Here is a 16,195-nt window from a genome sequence, read left to right as displayed (position 1 = left end):
CGGCTACCGCGAAATCTCCACGTACGCCATCGCCCCGCGACGGGCCAGCGTGACGGATCCAAGACCGCTGGCCCTGGCTTCGTCGAAGAGCTCGGTGCCGGATCGGATCCTGGCAATGTCTCCGTGCGCCTTCAGCAGCGCAAGATAGGCGTTGGACCGGGCCGATCCCCTGACCAATGAGGCCAGGAACAACTTCCCGTGATCTTCCAGTTGCCTGCCCAGCTCCCGGACGGTGGCGGTGACATCCGGGACCAGGTGCAGCAGCCCCAGGCCGAGAATTGTTTCGTACCTCCGGTCTCCCGGGGGCGCGAGCATGTCCCGGCATTCCAGGGTGATTCGATCGGGCAGTGTGCCGCCGGCGGCAGTGGCGATGGATTCACCGGCCAACTTTAACATCGGTCCGCTCATGTCCACCAACGTCGTCGTCCGGGCACTTGCCACGTGCAGTGTCGCCGTGGCCTGCGCCGTGCCGACCGCAACCTCCAGCAGCGGACCTTTCCCGGAGGCAATGGCCTGGGCCGCGAAGATTGAATATTGCCGGGGGTCGGTGCCCCAGAACACCTTGTTGTACACCTTTGAGCCGATCATGGCGTCGTAGGCCTTCGCACACCGGGCATAGTATTCGGGATCCCCAAAAAACGATTCGCTCATGCACACATGGTGCGCCCGCGCGGGCAGTGTTTTCTAGGCGTGGACCACGCCGATCTTCACGCGGTCCCGTCCACACGCATTCGCCACATGGTATTTGCCCTCCGGCACCTCACGAAGTCGTGCCCCCGGGCGCGAACGCCGCGATCGCGCGGCTTCACCCTTCCCCATCCAGCCGTTCGGTGAGGATTCGCTTCGCCCTGCCCTGCAGGATCCCGAGCGATTCCTTGATCAGCGGTGAGCCGAGGCTGCCTTTGCGCACCGCCGCGACAATCCTGCGGGCGGGTTTCCCCTGGCCCGAGATGCGCAGTCGGGTCACATTCTCTGCGCTTCCCAGGGGCGCCAGGCGCGGCAGCAGTCCAACTCCAAGACCAGCTCCGACGAAGGCGATCTGGGTTTCCCACTCAACGGCCTCGTGGGCAATTCTCGGCGTGACTCCGACGGCCGTAAACGCCGCAGTGAACAGGGAATGATAGGTGGACCCCGGGGCTTCGGTGATCCAGGGCTCGCTCGCCAGCTCTTCGAGCGTTACCGTTGCGCGCGTTGCCAGCGGGTGGTCGGAGGGGAGGATCACGTCGAGGGGATCGTTGAGCAGCGTGGTCTGCTCGAAGCGCGGATCTTCCTCAACATGGGTCTGGGACTGCATGGCCACGATGACCGCCAGGTCGATTCGTTCGGCGACCAGCAGGTCGAAGCAACGTGCCGGATTCGCCTCGAGCACCTGGACGTCCACCGAGGGACGTGCCGTACGCAGGGTGGCGGCCAGCGGCGCGAGCAGCTGGGCAGCCGCGGTGGAAAAGCCGCCCAGCCCGAAGTGGGACTGTACCTGGTCGCCGGCCTGGAGCGCCGCGGCCCGCAGCCGCTCCCATTCCGTCATCAACACGTCGGAGCCCGTCACGAGGAACCTGCCGGTGGCCGTCAGGCGCACGCCCCGCCCTTCCTTCGCCAGCAGCTCCATGCCCAACACGCGCTGCAGCTCACGCAACTGTGCCGACACCGCTGAGGGCGAATATCCGGTGAGTTCCGCGGTTGCCCCGACGGTGCCGGTCCGGGCAAACACTCTGAGCGTGGTGAGTCGCGGATCGATCATGCACCTATTCTGCATCATTATCCCCAAAATCTTGCGCTTTTATTGCAGGGCATCGATCCATACCCTCGTGAGTAAGAAGTTTCCGGCATTTCGGTGACCTGGATCACCAACCGGGACCCCGGCCCGCATGCCCGCCCCATTCCCCCGAGGAGTAAACACATGTCTGCATCAGTGAACGTGCCCCTGTCTTCACGCGGCAAGCTCGCTTCGTCATTGCCTGCGGAGCAGCTGGCCGAGATCACCGAGTTGTTCGACTTCCGCCGCGAAGGCCATTCCCTTGACGCGCCCTTCTACACCGATCCGGCGATCTTCAAGATCGACATGCAGGCCATTTTCGGCGAACACTGGCTCTTTGCCGCGAGCGTCGCCGAGCTCCCGGAACCGGGCGACTATGTGACCGTCGACTACGGGCCCTACTCCCTGATCGTGCTGCGCAACGACGAGGGCGGCGTGAACGTCCTGCACAACGTGTGCCGCCACCGCGGCGCGCGCGTGTTGACCGAGTCCACCGGAACCACGGGGAACCTGGTGTGCGGCTACCACTCCTGGACCTACGCCCCCAGCGGAGACCTGATCCACGCTTCCGCACCCGGGGAAACGAAGTTCGACAAGGGCTGCTTCGGGCTCAAGCGCGCCCACAGCCGCGAATACGCCGGCCTGATCTTCGTCTGCATGGCCGAGGAACCGCCGGCCGACTTCGACGAAACTGCGAAGATCTTCGAGCCCTACCTGGCCCCGCACGACCTCTCGAAGGCAAAGGTCGCCTACCAGCAGAACATCATCGAGGAGGGCAACTGGAAGCTCGTCATGGAGAACAACCGGGAGTGCTACCACTGCGACGGGCACCCGGAACTGGCCTGTTCCCTGTTCCCCACCTGGGGTTTGACCGAGGGCCTGATCCCGCCGCACCTCGAGGAGGTGTGGGACCGCAACACCGAGGCGCAGGCCGCGCTCGAAGCCCGCTGCCGGCGCTACGGCATTCCCTACGAGGTCGTTGAGGAGCTAGACACCCGGGTGGCTGGCATCCGCATCTCGCGCGAGTCCCTCGACGGCGACGGCGAATCGTTCTCCCCCGACGGACACCGACTCTCCAAGAAGCTGCTCGGGGACCTGCGCGACTTCCGCCTCGGCCGCTGCTCGATGCACCTGCAACCCAACAGCTGGTTCCACTTCCTCGGCGACCATGTCATCACCTTCGCAGTGTTCCCCGTCAACGAGCACCAAACCCTGGTGCGCACCACCTGGCTGGTCGCCGACGATGCCGTGGAAGGCGACGACTACGACCTGGAGAAGCTCACGCACACCTGGAAGCAGACCAACCTGCAGGACAAGGAATTCGTCGAACTCTGCCAAAAGGGAGCCGGCAGCCCCGCCTACGAACCCGGCCCGTACATGAAAAGCGAATACCAGGTCGAGGCATTCATCAACTGGTACATCCAGCGCGTGCAGGAACACCTGTCGTGACCATGACCGCGACTGAGCCCACAATCATGGCCGAGACCACGACCATTACCGCGCCCCACCAGGAGCCACAGCGCATCCGCGGCCTGGAAATGCCGTGGAACCGCGTGCTGGGCAGCACCGAGGGACCGGCCAGTGCCGCGCGCGCCCTGGGCCCCTGGCACCCGCAGGAGTTCCTGGCCGAATGCGTCGAGATTGTTCCGGAAGTCGGTGGAATGCTGACCTTCGTGTTCCGCCGCGCAGACGGCGCGCCCCTCGCGTTCCGCCCGGGTCAATACGTGAACATCGCCTTCCCCGTGAACGGCGAGGGCGGGGACCCGATCGACCGCAGCTACTCCCTGTCCAGTTCGCCCACGAAACCGTGGACCTTCGACATCACGGTGAAGCGAGACCCGGCCGGCCGGGTCTCGCCGTGGGTGCACGAAAACGTCGGACCCGGCACGGTGCTCGAGATGCTCGGACCCGTCGGCGCCTTCCACCTGCCCGACGCCGACCGGCGGGCGCGCTACCTCCTGCTGGCCGCGGGCTCCGGCATCACCCCGATCATGTCCATGCTGCGGACCATCCACTCGCTGCCCGGACAGGCCGACGTGGTGGTGCTCTATCACGGTGCCGCACCCGGAGGCTTCGCCTTCCACCAGGAACTGGGCTACATCGCCACCGTGGATTCGCGCGTCACCGTCCACTTCTCCCTGGGCGACCGCAGCGCGCCCGCGGACTGGGAAGGCCTCACCGGACGGCTGTCCACCGCGATGCTGGATGAGGTGGCGCCAGATGCCAACGGACGCCAGGTCTACGCCTGCGGCCCCGAGGGCTACCTGAACAACGTGTCCGAACTGCTTGCCGCGGTCGGCGTCGACGACACCTCCATCCACATGGAATTCTTCTCCGGAGACTGCGAGACGACCCTGGAATACCAGACAGAGGTTGCCCTGGCGGAGGAGATTGCCGAGGAAATCGCGGAGGAAATCTCCGATTCGGCGGAGGACTACTACGAAAGCCAGCCTTCCGCCCTAGGCATGTACGAACCGGCCTACGACGACGAGGGCCCGCTGGAGGCCACGGGACTGCCGCTCCAGGCGGCCGATCCCGACTTTGCCGAACCAGACCCCGTCGATTCCGAGGTTCCGGCCGCCGAGGCAGAAACAGCGGAACCCTCCGCCCCCGACGTTTCGGCATTCGACACCGTCGGCACCGGAAGCCTCACCCTGTCCTTCATGCGCACCGGCATCAACGTGCGCATCGACCCCGAGGAGAAGATCCTCGGCATTGCCCAGCGAGCCGGAGTCAGGATCGGCGCCAACTGCCAGGAAGGCATGTGCGGCTCCTGCAAGATCGTGAAGCTTTCCGGTGATGTTGAGATGAACCACCAAGGCGGGATCCGCGCACGGGAGATCGAGGCCGGCAAGTTCCTGCCGTGTTGCTCGACCGCGCGGACCGATCTGGTGATCGACGCCTAGCCGGCTGGTTCCAGGAGGTGACCTCGGAAGCATGGATGGCGGGCATGGAGGTCATCGGCCCTCGCGGCGCAAGGCCAGGGGGTCGCCAAGGACGTTCCAGCCATGCCAACGTGGTTCATGTTGGAGGGCGGAATTTCCTAGTGTGCGGCGGCGGACAGGTGCCGCTGCAGCAGGCTGATGTCCACTTCGACGATCTGGCCATTGCGCAGCGGTTTGGTTCGCACGCCGCCCTGCAGCTCATCAACAGTCAGTCGGATCAATGTCCCGTGGGCCACGGCAATGATGTTCTTGCCCTCGTAACGCAGCACCAGCTCACTGAGGGCGGAAATCCCGCGCTTCACCACGTCTTCCTCGGGCTCTGCCGAGTGCAGCAGCAGGTCGATCTCCTCGCGGGGCAGGTCGCGGACCACACGGCCTTCGGCATTGCCGTAGTGGCGTTCCTGGAGACCGCCCAATTTTTCGGTCAGCGTCAACCCCAGGTCATGCCCGATGAGTTCCGCCGTTTCCGCTGCGCGGCCAAGCGTCGATGAGACCAGTACATCCCAGTGGCGGGTTGCCAGTTCCCGGCCCGCGCCACGCGCCTGCTCACGTCCCAGCTCATTGAGCGGAATATCCGTCTGACCCTGAAGTCGACCTTCGGCATTCCATGCCGTTTCACCGTGACGGACCAAAACCAAGGTTGCACTCATGGCCACAAGCCTAACCGGGCAGGAACGCCGCCGGGATCCGGTGCAGATCCTTCGATTCCCATCCCCCCGGACGCAACCTAAGCACATATTCTTTGGCTACAGGCAATTTTCTTGCCACAATGGATCCCAGACCCCCATCCCGAGCGGCCGAGAGATCTGGCTCTACGACGCCGCAGCAACCTTCCACACTCCGGTGGACAAGGTGCTACCGCCAGAAACGATGGAGAACGCACCAGCGATCTTGGGTGTCGATGCGCCCGCAGGGAAACCCCTCCCCGAGGGCACTTCGGCGCCGCATTCATCCGGGAGAAGCACCACCCGCCCCACCACAGGCGAGGACAGTCCGCACCCAGGGCTGCCCCAGCCGTATACGCAAGGAGTCAGCCACCCTCATGGCCGAACACCAATTTGGATTCCGCACGCGCGCGCTGCACGCCGGCGGCACCCCTGACGCCGAGCACGGCTCGCGCGCAGTTCCGATCTACCAGACCACGTCGTTTGTCTTCAAGGATTCCGACGACGCCGCGAACCTCTTTGCGCTGCAAAAGTACGGCAACATCTACTCCCGCATCGGCAACCCGACGGTGGCGGCATTCGAGGAGCGCATCGCCTCCCTCGAAGGCGGCATCGGCGCGGTGGCCACCGGCTCGGGCATGGCAGCCGAATTCATCACCTTCGCCGCACTTGCAGGCGCCGGGGACCACATCGTGGCCTCCTCCAAGCTCTACGGCGGCACCATCACCCAGCTCGACGTGACGCTGCGTCGCTTCGGGGTGTCGACGACCTTCATCGACTCCACGGATCCGGCCGAGTTCGCCGCCGCCATCCAGGAAAACACCAAGGCGGTCTACACCGAGGTCGTGGCCAACCCTTCCGGCGACGTCGCCGACCTCAGGGGCCTGGCCGAGGTCGCCCACGCCGCGGGCCTCCCGCTGGTTGTCGATTCGACCCTCACCCCTCCGTACCTGTTGCGCCCGATCGAGCACGGTGCCGACATCGTCATCCACTCCGCCACCAAGTTCCTCGGCGGCCACGGCACCACCCTCGGCGGCATCGTCGTGGAGGCCGGCACCTTCAACTGGGGCAATGGCAAGTTCCCCGCGATGACCGAGCCCGTGGCCTCCTACGGCAACGTCTCCTGGTGGGACAACTTCGGCGAGTACGGCTTCCTGACCAAGTTGCGCAGCGAGCAGCTGCGCGACATCGGACCGGCACTGCCGGCCCAGTCCGCGTTCCAGCTGCTGCAGGGCGTCGAGACCTTGCCCCAGCGCATGGACTCGCACCTGGCCAATGCCAAGGCCGTGGCCGCATGGCTGGAGGCCGACCCGCGCATTTCCTACGTGAACTACGCAGGCCTGCCCTCCCACCCGCACTACGAGCGTGCCCAGGAGCTGTTGCCCCTGGGCGTCGGCTCCGTGTTCAGCTTCGGCGTCAAGGGCGGCCGCGCCGCCGGCAGTGCCTTCATCGAGGCATTGCAGTTGGCCAGCCACCTGGCCAACGTCGGGGACGTGCGCACCCTGGTGCTGCACCCGGCTTCCACCACCCACCAGCAGCTCTCCGCCGACCAGCTGGTTGCGGCAGGCGTTCCCGAGGACCTGATCCGCTTCTCGGTGGGACTGGAAGACATCGATGACATCCTCTGGGACCTGGACCAGGCCCTGACCGCCTCGCAGCTGGTGGCCGACGCCCCGGCCGAGGAAGCCTACGACGGGGCAGCCTGCTCCATCGACGCCGCCCGCGCGGCCGCCGTGACGGGAGCCAAGTAATGAGCAACGCCGTGGATACCCGCACCTGGGAAGGCCCGAACGCGGCCGAACGCCTCGAGATCCTGCGCAACACGAAGTCGATCGCGATCGTGGGCGCTTCCAACAAGCCCTCGCGCGCCAGCTACTTCGTGGCGACCTACCTGTTGTCCTCCTCCAAGTACAAGGTCTACTTCGTCAACCCGGTGCTCGATGAGATCCTGGGCCAGCCGGTCTACAAGTCGCTGGCCGACCTGCCGGAGACACCGGACCTGGTGGAGGTCTTCCGCAAGCACGACGACCTGCCCGGCGTCCTGGACGAGTCGATCGCCGTGGGGGCCAAGACCCTGTGGCTGCAACTGGGTTCCTGGCACGAGGAGGTCGCGGCCAAGGCCGAGGCCAACGGCCTGAATGTGGTGATGGACCGGTGCGTGAAGATCGAACACGCACGTTTCCACGGCGGGCTGCGCCTGGCCGGGTTCAACACCGGCGTCATCTCCTCCAAGCGCCAGTTGCTCGCCTAGCAAGACAGTCTGCCCCATGCGAAGGGTCCGTGCCCGAAACCCCATGGTTTCCGGCACGGACCCTTCCCATTGGAGGGAACCCGCGGGACGGCCCGAGCGATTCCCGTAGGCAACCCGCAATTCAGGGGCGGCCCATGGTTCTCGTTACCACCCGGTGTCGTCCTCGTCGTCGGCCTCGGAAACCCCGAGGTCCGGCTGCTGGTTTGAATCGAACTCCGCCCAGGCCTCGGCAAAGCCGAGGATGTCCTCGAGCGCTTCTTCCTCGTCGTCGTCCAACAGTTCCAGGGCCTCAGGGGTGTCGAGGATGATTCCGATCGCCGAGGCAGGGTGTTCCTCGAAGTAGTCGATCGGTGAGTAGTCGGCGTTGAAGGTCATGTCCTTGCTCTGCCCATACAGTTCAATGAAGGCCCGCACAGCCTTCGGCACACGAGCCAGGTCCAGGCCGGACAATGAGTCGTTGTAGGCCTGCGCCGTTGCCTCGGCCCATTCCTCGATGATGGCTTCATTCATTTGCGTGTCGGTGGTGCCCACTGCCCTATCCTGCCTAATTGGAGTTACATCGAGCACCAATAGTAGTGGGCGGAACCCGAAGCGTACATGCCCAGAACTGTGAAATTCGTTGGGTCGCGGCCGGCGCTTCGGCGGCCGGGTTCAGACTGCCCGCGGGAGACGCAAAGGGAGCCCGTGCGGGCGCCTGGACGGCACACGCACGGGCTCCCGGGCATTCCTTTTCCTACAGCCTGCGGTTGGCCAGCACCGGCAGGAACTCGCGCACCTCGTCGATGCGCCGGCGCGTGACATCGGTCGTCACCAAGCCCTCGGCATCGTCGCCCAGGTACTCGATCGGCACACCCATGGGATCCAGGATCGCCGAGTGGCCGATGGTGTGGCCCGAGCTGGTTCCGGCGGCCGCGACCCACACCGTGTTCTCGATCGCGCGTGCCCGCAACAGGGTTTCCCAGTGCTCGATCTTGTGCTCGCCCTTGAACCAGGCGGCGGCCACCAGCAACAGTTCGGCGCCCTCGTTGACCAGCCTCCGGGCGATTTCCGGGAAACGCAGGTCATAGCAGGTGAACACCCCGACCTTCATGCCGGCGATTTCGAAGACGGGGACCTCGGCAACATCTCCGGCCTTGATCGACTTCGATTCCTGGTAGGAGAATGCGTCGTAGAGGTGGATCTTGCGGTAGGTCCCCAGGATCGCGCCATCCTCTCCGAGCACCACCAGGGTGTTGTAGGGCCGTTCGTCGCCACTTTGCTCGTATCCCCCGGCCACAATGGCAATCTTGTGCTCGGCGGCCATGAAGGAAAGCTGCTGGACGAATTTGGTCCAGTTCCCTTCGAGGGCGTCATTCAACGGGCCCGTCACCTGGGAAACGGCGAGCATGGCCTCTTCGGGAAAGAGCACCAGGTCAGCGGCCTCGGCCTTCGCCTTGGCAACCAGTCGTTCCATGGTTTCCAAGTTGTCGGTGACCGACCCTGTGGGGGCAAATTGACCAACGCTGACCTTCATGGCGATTCCCTTCGTCGCTGAGTTCTTTCACCCAGCCTAACGACAATCGCCAACTCGGCGAGTCAGCTGCAGTGATTTTTGCCCCGACCCGAAGAATGTGACGGCAAAACGGTCGACAGGGGGACGGTTCGGCATCTCGAGACGGGTCAAGACGGCATCCGTGCCCCGGACACGGCAAGGGCGCGGTGCCGGGCCAGGTGAATGTCATTCATCCTGCCCCACACCGCGCCCGAGCGCGTCGCTGTCAGTCGTTGATCAAATCGTGGCGGACGATCGTCTGCTCGCGGTCCGGTCCCACGCCGATGGCGGAGAAACGGGTCCCGCTTATGGCTTCGAGCGCCAGCACGTAGTTGCGTGCATTCTCCGGCAGGTCATCGAGGGTGCGGGCACCGGTGATGTCCTCGGTCCAGCCGTCGAAGTATTCGAAGACGGGCTTGGCGTGGTGGAAGTCGGTCTGCGTCATCGGCATCTCGTCGTGGCGCACCCCGTCAACGTCGTAGGCCACGCACACCGGGATCTTCTCGATGTTGGTCAGCACGTCGAGCTTGGTGACGAAGTAGTCGGTGAAGCCGTTCACGCGCGAGGCGTGGCGGGCCAACACTGCGTCGTACCAGCCACAACGGCGCGGACGGCCGGTGTTCACGCCGAATTCCCCGCCGGTCTTCTGCAAGTATTCGCCCATGTCGTCAAAGAGCTCGGTCGGGAACGGCCCTGCACCCACGCGGGTGGTGTAGGCCTTGATGATGCCGATCGAGCGGCTGATACGGGTTGGGCCGATGCCCGAGCCGACCGAGGCGCCGCCGGCGGTCGGGTTCGAAGACGTCACGAACGGGTAGGTGCCGTGGTCCACGTCCAGGAAAGTGGCTTGGCCGCCTTCCATGAGCACGACCTTGCCGGCGTCCAGCGCATTGTTCAGCTCGAGCGTCGCATCGATGACCAGCGGGCGCAGGCGCTCGGCGTAGGAGAGGAAGTACTCGACGATTTCGTCGATCTCAACGCTGCGGCGGTTGTAGACCTTGACCAGCAGTTCGTTCTTCTGGCGCAGTGCGCCCTCGACCTTCTGGCGCAGGATGGATTCGTCAAAGACGTCCTGCACGCGGATGCCCAGGCGCCCGATCTTGTCCATGTAGGCCGGGCCAATGCCGCGCCCGGTGGTGCCGATGGCGCGCTTGCCCAGGAAGCGTTCGGTGACCTTGTCCATGGTCTGGTGGTACGGGGCGACCAGGTGCGCGTTGGCCGAGACGCGCAGCTTCGAGGTATCGGCACCGCGTGCCTCCAGTCCCTCGATCTCTTCGAAGAGCGCCTCGAGGTTGACCACACAGCCGTTGCCGATGATCGGGATGGCATTTGGCGAAAGAATACCGGCGGGAAGGAGCTTGAGCTCATACTTTTCACCGCCAACGACAACTGTATGACCTGCGTTGTTGCCGCCGTTTGGCTTTACAACGTAGTCAACCTGGCCACCTAAAAGGTCTGTGGCCTTGCCCTTGCCTTCGTCGCCCCACTGGGCGCCGACGATCACGATTGCTGGCATGGGATCCTCCCCCTTGCTCGATTCAGCGCGGCCGGCAAAAATGCCGGGTCCCGGCGGTGCCGGGCGCAGAAATGCCCCTCGCTCTTCGATTGGCCCAAGCAGGATCAGGAAGAACAGTAAGGGGCTCTTACGTCACGAGTTTACCCGATGCAGCATCAATGAGTGGATTTATGCTTCCTTGGGCTCGTCTTCTGCTTCAACCGCCGCCGCCAATGCGGCGCGTGCCAGTGTTTCCCAGTGCTCGATCGATGTTTCGGGAACGGACACCCAGTCGCGGAAGGGCCGCCCCTGACCCGAGGGGTCGAAGAGGCCGGCACCGGGATATTCCAGGGCCTTGCGCATGATTTCACTCGCGCGTCCCACCTTGAATCCCATGGTGTCCTCGATAAGGCAGGCGATGGCCTTTGATTCGTACTTCAAGGCGTCCTTGCCAAACATCTTTCCGGCAGCCACTCCCTCGCCAAGCAGGGCACGGGTGAGCCGCTGGAACTCTTTCATGGCCTCTGGTGTAGGAAATTGCATACTCATGCCCCCATCAAACCCCGCCTTTGCCCCTTGCGTCGAGGGATCGACCAAAAGTCTTTTGACGACTGCGCCTCCCGCCTGCAGCTGCTCCAGATGATGACGCGAAGAAATGCGCCCACATTCAGACTTGCTTGGAGTGCCGCCTAGACTGGGAGCCATGGCCCTGACGCGTGAACAACTCATTGATGCCGCCGTGGGCGTGCTCTCGGAGTTCGGCCTGGCCGACCTGTCCATGCGCCGGCTGGCACGGGAACTGGATGTTCAGGTCGGGGCGCTGTATTGGCATGTGAAGTCCAAGCAGGAACTGCTCGTGGATGTTGCCGCCAGGCTCCTGGACGCGGTGCCTCGCCCCGAATCCCCCACCCCTGCGTTGGCACCGATGGCCATCGCCGCGCTGCTGCGCCAGCTGCGCACCGCGCTGATCACGGTTCCGGACTCTGCGGAAGTCATGCAGCTTGCTCAATCCATGCGTCCCGAGTCCTTGGATCCGTTGGGCTGGATCTTGGATTTCCTGCGGATCGCGGGCGTCCCGGAGAGCGATGCCACCTATGCCCGGCACGTGCTGGTCAATCATTTGCTGGGGTCGATCGGCGCACACCAGGAGGCGCTGGCATTGGCCGCAGGCACCGAACCGTCCGAGTCATCATCCGACTGGGGCGACGAGGCCTTCGACTACGGTGTTCGGGTGATCCTGCGAGGGATGGCACTGGAACCCATCGCCGGTTAGCTGCCCAGACGCCCGTTCGAAGCTTCCAGGTAGCAAGCTCCGCAGAGGGATTCGTACCAAACCTCGTCCCCGTCGATGGCCACCTGGTCTCCATCGAAAATGATCTCGGTGCCGATCCGGCGGGTGTTGAACACCGCCTTCTTTCCGCAGCGGCAAATCGTCTTGAGTTCCTCAAGGCTGTGCGCGATCTCCAGCAGGCGCCGCGACCCGGGAAACGCATGGGTGCGGAAGTCCGAGCGGATCCCGTAGGCCAGCACGGGGACGTTATCCAGGATGGCGATGCGGAACAGGTCATCGACCTGTTCCGGCGTCAGGAACTGGGCCTCGTCAACCAGCAGGCACGCCACCGGAGGCGCATCCACGTGCTGCAGCAGGGCATCCGGGTCGTCCCCGGCGACTTTAGTGGCAAAAAGTTCCCGGGCATTCGCTGACGGCGGGATGAGGAAATCCACGTCGCGGCTCATTCCCAGGCGGGAAACTATTGCCGAGTCGCCCTTCGTATCGATCCCCGGCTTCGCCAAGAGGACCCGCTGTCCGCGCTCTTCATAGTTGAAAGCGGTCTGGAGAAGACCCGTGGACTTGCCGGAATTCATTGCCCCATAGCGGAAGTACAGCTTCGCCACATCGTTCCTTTCGAGTTGGACACCGTGGACGATTCTATGCGCATCGGAGCGCCTGTCCCTTGGATCACCCGCGTTTTCGACGAGAATGCCCGGCACCGCGCGAAGGCCGCATCAGCGTACCGTCCGGCGTTGCCGGGCATCTTCACCGGGAGCAGGAAATCACTTGTGAGTTATGCCAAGTCCCCCACGGCAGCCGCTTCCCGGAGCTCCTCCTCGGCAGGGACCATTCGTTTGCGCAGTAGGAAATAGAGTGCCGCAACCACCAGCGCGAAAGGGAAGCCGAATATCAGTGTCATCTGGAATTCCTGGGTAAACAGCGTGGTGACCAGGAGGGCCGCCATCAGCAATGCGCCCAGCAGCGAACCCAGCGGATAGAAGGGCAGCTTGTAGGAAAGTTCCTCGCCGCTGCGCTTATGGTGACGACGGAAAAACAGGTGGGTGACGAAGATCAGCATCCACGTGGCCATGGCACCAAACATGGACAAGGCCATCATCACGGTGAATCCCGTTTCGGGATTGGCGGCATAGATCAGCGTCGCCACGGCGATGCCTCCGGCCGAAAGCAGCAGTGCATTGACCGGGGCGCCGTTCCTACGCACCTTTCCGAACATCCTCGGGGCGTGGCCACCGCGCGAGAGGAAAAACATCATGCGGGTGGAGATGTAGAGCTGCGAGTTCATGGCCGACAAGGCCGCCACGATGACCACGAAGTTCAGGATGGAATCGGCGTAGGGAATGCCGATGACCTGCATGACCGTGACAAACGGACTGCCGCCTTCAAGGATCTTGCCCACCGGCGCGATGGCAAGAATCAAGGAGAGGGTCAGGATGTAGAAGAGGAAGAGGCGCAACAAGGTGACCTTGAAGGCCTTCTTGACCGCCACCTCGGGCTCCTTGGCCTCGCCGGCAGCCACCGCGATCATTTCGATGCTCAGGTAGGAGAAAATCGCCACAATGACGGCAAACCACACTCCCTTTGCACCGCCCAGGAAGAAACCGCCGTCGGCGTTGTAGTTCTGCATGCCGAAGTCCGGGTTCGATCCACCAAAAACCAGTGCCGCGGCAACAACGATGAATCCCACAATGGCGAAGACCTTGGTTGCGGAGAACCAGTATTCGAGGGTGCCGAAGGCCTTGACGTTGAACATGTTGACCCCGATGAGCAACGCGGAGAATCCGAGGACCCAAACAATCGGCGGAACCGAAGGGAACCACATCTGCATGTAGTCGCCTACCGCAGTGACTTCCGTTCCCACCGCCAGCACGATGCATGACCAGTACAGGTACTTGATCATGAATCCGGCAAACGGGCTGATGTAGTGCTCCGCGAAGGCGCCGAAGGACCCGGTGGTCGCGTGGGCAACCGTCATCTCCGAGAGGGCTCCCATGAGAAGGAGGGCAATCAAACCCGCCAATGACATAGCTGATGATGACGCTGGGGCCGGCAAAGGAGATGGCAAACTTGCTGCCCAGGAAAAGACCTGTGCCGATGGCGCCGCCCAGGGCAATCATGCCCAGCTGGCGGGACGTCAGCTGCCGGGACAAGCCGCCTTCTCGTTTCTTGATGTTATTCAACGACGAGCTCATAAGTATCCTCGAATCATTGTGTGCGGGTGAAGCAGTGCAGTTGTTTTTGGGTACGACAAACCCGCGGGCGGTCCGGGTTTTCGCCAGACGGCCCACTGGGCAGGTTTGGTTGGGCTGTTGCCCTCTTAGGTGACGGCTTGGCGCGTTCGGTAGGCGGGGACGTCCCAGGCTCGGGTTTCCAGGATGTCGCGCAGGATTTCGACCGCATCCCAGATGTCCGTGTAGGAAAGGTAGAGCGGTGTGAGACCGAACCGCAGCACCTCGGGCTCTCGGTAATCGCCAATGACGCCCCGGTCGATCAACGCCTGGATGATGGAGTATCCCTCGGGGTGGCGGAAGCTGACGTGGCTGCCGCGTTCGGCGTGGTTCTCGGGCGTCACCAGCTCGAGGCCGAATTCACCGCAGCGCTCGCGCACCAGGGAGATGAACACGTCTGCCAGTGCGAGCGACTTGGCCCGCACCAGGCCCATGTCGGCTTCCAAGGACACATCCAGCCCGCATTCGACCATGGCCATGGACGTGATCGGCTGGGTTCCGCACAGGAAGCGGCGAACGTCGCTGGCGGCCGTGTAGCTGTCGGACATCGCAAACGGCGCCTCGTGGGACCACCAACCGGTCAAGGGCTGCCAGAAGCGGCCCTGGTGGCGCGCATTGACCCAAATGAAGGCCGGGGAGCCAGGCCCGCCGTTGAGGTATTTGTAGGTGCAACCAACCGCATAGTCGGCGTTGGCCCCGTTGAGGTCCACCGGGACGGCGCCTGCCGCGTGGGCAAGGTCCCAGATCACCAGCGCACCGGATTCATGGGCGGCCGCGGTGACGGTGTCCATGTCCCACATGGCGCCGGTGCGGTAATTGACATGCGACAGGGCGAGAACCGCGACGGAATCATCGAGCGCTTGTTCCAGCGTCAGGTTCTCGTCAATGAGGCGCACCTCGTAGTGCTCGTTGGTTTCGGCGTTGACTGAGTTCAGGAAATCGCTGATGCCCTCGGCAATGTAGATGTCGGTGGGGAAGTTGTCCCGTTCGGTCAGGATGACCCGGCGGGCCGGCGCGTCCTGCTGCTGGATGCGCACCGCCGAAGCGAGTGCCTTGAACAAGTTCAGGCTGGTCGTGTCCGTGACGACGGTTTCGCCGTCGTTTCCGCCGATGAGTTTGGAGAGTTTGTCCCCAAGCCGGCTGGGCAGCTCGAACCACCCAGAGGTGTTCCAGGAACGGATCAGGCCCTGTCCCCACTCGTTGTTGATGACTTCAGCTGCCCGTTCGGCTGCACCGCGCGGAAGGGGACCCAACGAGTTTCCATCGAGGTAGATCAGCCCTTCGGGAAGTGAGAATCGCTCACGAAAGCCGGCGAGGCCATCGATCTTGTCTGTTTCCTGCAAGCTCGCGCGATCGGTGGGGTGGGTGGGCGTGCTCATTGGCTATGGGCCTTTCTTGGCGCATCGTGGATCTTCGACGCAAATAAAAAATACATGATATCGACGCACCCCATCATAGAATTATCAGTCGGCAGCTTGATAGCGTTCTGAATAAATGCTCAAACCTACAGGAGATCCTCGTGCTAAATTCGAAATCCATCAAGAATCACTACAGTCAGCAGAATACGGTTCGGCTCGATGACATCGACTTGGTTATCTTGCGGGAACTGGGCAGGGATGCACGTACGCCCAACAACTTGTTGGCATCGCGTGCCGGGATTGCCCCCTCGACATGCCTGGGGCGCGTTCGAGCGTTGCAGGATTTGGGGGTGATACGCGGATTCCACGCCGATATCGACCCCATGATGCTCGGCCTTCGAATCACGGCGATGATTTCAGTAATGGTGCACCCGGAATCGCGCAACGCCATGCTTGATTCAGCCCAGGCCTTGCGGGCGCTTCCAGGGGTGCAGGACGTGTTTGTGCTCGGCGGAACACCTGACATCCTGGTTCATGTCGTCAGCGATTCCATCGAAACACTGCGGGATTTCGTGGCCGAGCACCTAGGCTCCAATCCCACTTTCTCCTCGACGCAAACGAACATCGTCTTCGAGCATCTATCGCCGGCTGGCTAAGCAAGTCGATACTCCGGCGGAC

General features: G+C 63.4%; 16 protein-coding genes, 1 pseudogene and 1 riboswitch. Of the genes and pseudogenes, 6 read left to right on the top strand and 11 right to left on the bottom strand.

The features are described 5' to 3' along the window. Positions 1–3: 3 nt before the first annotated feature. Complete coding sequence (locus tag ABD687_RS15155) at positions 4–651, bottom strand: class I SAM-dependent methyltransferase (protein ID WP_310289946.1); 648 nt, start codon at positions 649–651, stop codon at positions 4–6. Between the two features lie 154 nt (positions 652–805). Then, a complete protein-coding gene (locus tag ABD687_RS15150; protein ID WP_310289949.1) occupies positions 806–1,738 on the bottom strand; it encodes a LysR family transcriptional regulator in 933 nt (310 codons plus the stop codon). 159 nt (positions 1,739–1,897) lie between these two features. On the opposite strand from ABD687_RS15150, the gene ABD687_RS15145 reads away from it, so the two are divergent. Together ABD687_RS15145 and ABD687_RS15140 are read left to right on the top strand one after the other, a co-directional pair. Further along, entirely contained in the window at positions 1,898–3,202 is a 1,305-nt protein-coding gene (locus ABD687_RS15145) for an aromatic ring-hydroxylating oxygenase subunit alpha (RefSeq protein ID WP_302263192.1), read from the top strand. A 26-nt stretch (positions 3,203–3,228) separates the two neighbouring features. Next, on the top strand, positions 3,229–4,659 hold the full coding sequence (locus tag ABD687_RS15140) for a ferredoxin reductase (protein WP_310293411.1): 1,431 nt from the start codon (positions 3,229–3,231) through the stop codon (positions 4,657–4,659). A gap of 137 nt (positions 4,660–4,796) precedes the next feature. On the opposite strand, the gene ABD687_RS15135 is transcribed toward ABD687_RS15140, so the two are convergent. Next, positions 4,797–5,348: a histidine phosphatase family protein gene (locus ABD687_RS15135; RefSeq protein ID WP_264269826.1), complete on the bottom strand. Its 552-nt coding sequence runs from the start codon at positions 5,346–5,348 to the stop codon at positions 4,797–4,799. A gap of 131 nt (positions 5,349–5,479) precedes the next feature. Beyond that, positions 5,480–5,575: riboswitch (SAM riboswitch) on the top strand. A 165-nt stretch (positions 5,576–5,740) separates the two neighbouring features. Here ABD687_RS15135 and ABD687_RS15130 point away from each other — a divergent pair. Both ABD687_RS15130 and ABD687_RS15125 read left to right on the top strand, forming a co-directional pair. Beyond that, positions 5,741–7,114, top strand: coding sequence for an O-acetylhomoserine aminocarboxypropyltransferase/cysteine synthase family protein (locus ABD687_RS15130; RefSeq protein WP_264269825.1), 1,374 nt, complete (start codon positions 5,741–5,743; stop codon positions 7,112–7,114). Then, complete coding sequence (locus ABD687_RS15125; RefSeq protein WP_310289956.1) at positions 7,114–7,614, top strand: CoA-binding protein; 501 nt, start codon at positions 7,114–7,116, stop codon at positions 7,612–7,614. Before ABD687_RS15130 ends, ABD687_RS15125 begins: the two co-directional genes overlap by 1 nt. 144 nt (positions 7,615–7,758) lie before the next feature. Here the strand turns inward: ABD687_RS15125 and ABD687_RS15120 are convergent, their stop codons facing one another. From ABD687_RS15120 to ABD687_RS15105, 4 genes are all read right to left on the bottom strand, one after another. After that, positions 7,759–8,145, bottom strand: a complete 387-nt coding sequence (locus ABD687_RS15120; RefSeq protein ID WP_264269823.1) for a hypothetical protein — start codon at positions 8,143–8,145, stop codon at positions 7,759–7,761. A 202-nt stretch (positions 8,146–8,347) separates the two neighbouring features. Continuing rightward, on the bottom strand, positions 8,348–9,127 hold the full coding sequence (locus ABD687_RS15115; protein WP_310289959.1) for a carbon-nitrogen hydrolase family protein: 780 nt from the start codon (positions 9,125–9,127) through the stop codon (positions 8,348–8,350). Positions 9,128–9,371: 244 nt separating this feature from the next. Further along, the gene (locus tag ABD687_RS15110) at positions 9,372–10,661 is read right to left on the bottom strand and encodes an adenylosuccinate synthase (RefSeq protein ID WP_264269821.1); all 1,290 of its coding nucleotides are present in this window, start codon (positions 10,659–10,661) and stop codon (positions 9,372–9,374) included. 168 nt (positions 10,662–10,829) lie between these two features. Further along, complete coding sequence (locus tag ABD687_RS15105; protein WP_302263196.1) at positions 10,830–11,189, bottom strand: hypothetical protein; 360 nt, start codon at positions 11,187–11,189, stop codon at positions 10,830–10,832. A gap of 154 nt (positions 11,190–11,343) precedes the next feature. Here ABD687_RS15105 and ABD687_RS15100 point away from each other — a divergent pair, with 154 nt between their 5' ends. Next, complete coding sequence (locus tag ABD687_RS15100) at positions 11,344–11,913, top strand: TetR family transcriptional regulator (RefSeq protein ID WP_302263197.1); 570 nt, start codon at positions 11,344–11,346, stop codon at positions 11,911–11,913. Here ABD687_RS15100 and ABD687_RS15095 read toward each other — a convergent pair. The 4 genes and pseudogenes from ABD687_RS15095 to kynU all read right to left on the bottom strand — a co-directional run bounded on the left by ABD687_RS15095 (position 11,910) and on the right by kynU (position 15,538). Next, positions 11,910–12,536, bottom strand: a complete 627-nt coding sequence (locus ABD687_RS15095; RefSeq protein WP_264269818.1) for a thymidine kinase — start codon at positions 12,534–12,536, stop codon at positions 11,910–11,912. The genes ABD687_RS15100 and ABD687_RS15095 overlap by 4 nt on opposite strands. Positions 12,537–12,706: 170 nt before the next feature. Further along, positions 12,707–13,906 (bottom strand): amino acid permease, encoded by a 1,200-nt coding sequence (locus ABD687_RS15090; protein WP_310289964.1) that lies wholly within the window; start codon positions 13,904–13,906, stop codon positions 12,707–12,709. 97 nt (positions 13,907–14,003) lie between these two features. Further along, a pseudogene (locus ABD687_RS20760) lies at positions 14,004–14,048 on the bottom strand (hypothetical protein); the annotation flags it as partial. Between the two features lie 200 nt (positions 14,049–14,248). After that, entirely contained in the window at positions 14,249–15,538 is a 1,290-nt protein-coding gene (gene kynU, locus ABD687_RS15085; RefSeq protein ID WP_310289967.1) for a kynureninase, read from the bottom strand. A 140-nt stretch (positions 15,539–15,678) separates the two neighbouring features. On the opposite strand from kynU, the gene ABD687_RS15080 reads away from it, so the two are divergent. Then, positions 15,679–16,173, top strand: a complete 495-nt coding sequence (locus ABD687_RS15080; RefSeq protein WP_310289970.1) for an Lrp/AsnC family transcriptional regulator — start codon at positions 15,679–15,681, stop codon at positions 16,171–16,173. Positions 16,174–16,195: the final 22 nt, after the last annotated feature.

The sequence above is a fragment of the Paeniglutamicibacter sulfureus genome (assembly GCF_039535115.1).
Taxonomy (GTDB): Bacteria; Actinomycetota; Actinomycetes; order Actinomycetales; family Micrococcaceae; genus Paeniglutamicibacter; species Paeniglutamicibacter sulfureus.
The sequence above is the reverse complement of the archived record's forward strand: the minus strand, read 5'-3'. Positions and strand labels throughout refer to the sequence as shown.